We start from the raw sequence: 703 nt of genomic DNA on the forward strand, positions 1-703 counted from the left end.
GTCCCTCAATCCTGTTACTACCTCCAGAAACCCCGTGCCCTGGCGTTCGTTGACCATTATCCTCAGTCCGGCGTCGAACCACGGATAGGTGAAGTCGATCCGCTGCGCCCGGCCTTGCGTAATGGTGAGATTGGTGACGGCAATATCGATGTCGCCGTTCGCAGTGGCATCGATCAGGGCGCGAACCGTCGGGAATGATTTGTAGTCGGTCTGAAGGCCTTGCGCCCTTGCAAGCGACTCCCAAAGTTCGACTGCCATTCCTGTGAAATGGTCCTTCTCCTGTATGACAAATGGCGGGCTCACATAGAGTCCCACCCTGACCGGTTGTTTGGCTTGAGGCATTTCTTGCGCAAATGGACTGCCCACGGATAGAAGGATACACAACATGCCCAGGTAGAGAGCAGTCTTTGACATGAAAAACTCCYGCTTKCAGCATCTCGCGTCCTTCGCCGCGTCAGCCGTTGATTCCAGTGAGAACTGACCATGCATCTAGGATCGATGCAATCAGAACCAAATGTGTTCAAATGTTGCGGAAAACCTATCCTGCCTTGTCGGACCGAAGCATTATTTGATCATCCCGCGCCATAAGCCGGAAGCGCTACAAGACTTAGGGACTGCATCATGGCTTCAATTCAATGTGAGTGACGGTCACCCAGCTATGGGTTTTCAAGTGGCGGCGGATACCCGATACTCCACCAATAAG

1 protein-coding gene is annotated in these 703 nt (G+C 53.2%); it reads right to left on the minus strand.

Going from position 1 to position 703, the window contains the following annotated elements; all coding sequences use genetic code 11:
* A partial coding sequence (locus ACXJ5O_RS28945; RefSeq protein ID WP_457302910.1) for a transporter substrate-binding domain-containing protein occupies window positions 1–414 on the minus strand: 414 nt, incomplete at its 3' end.
* Window positions 415–703 lie beyond the last annotated feature (289 nt).

Source organism: Phyllobacterium sp. P5_D12 (assembly GCF_054049495.1).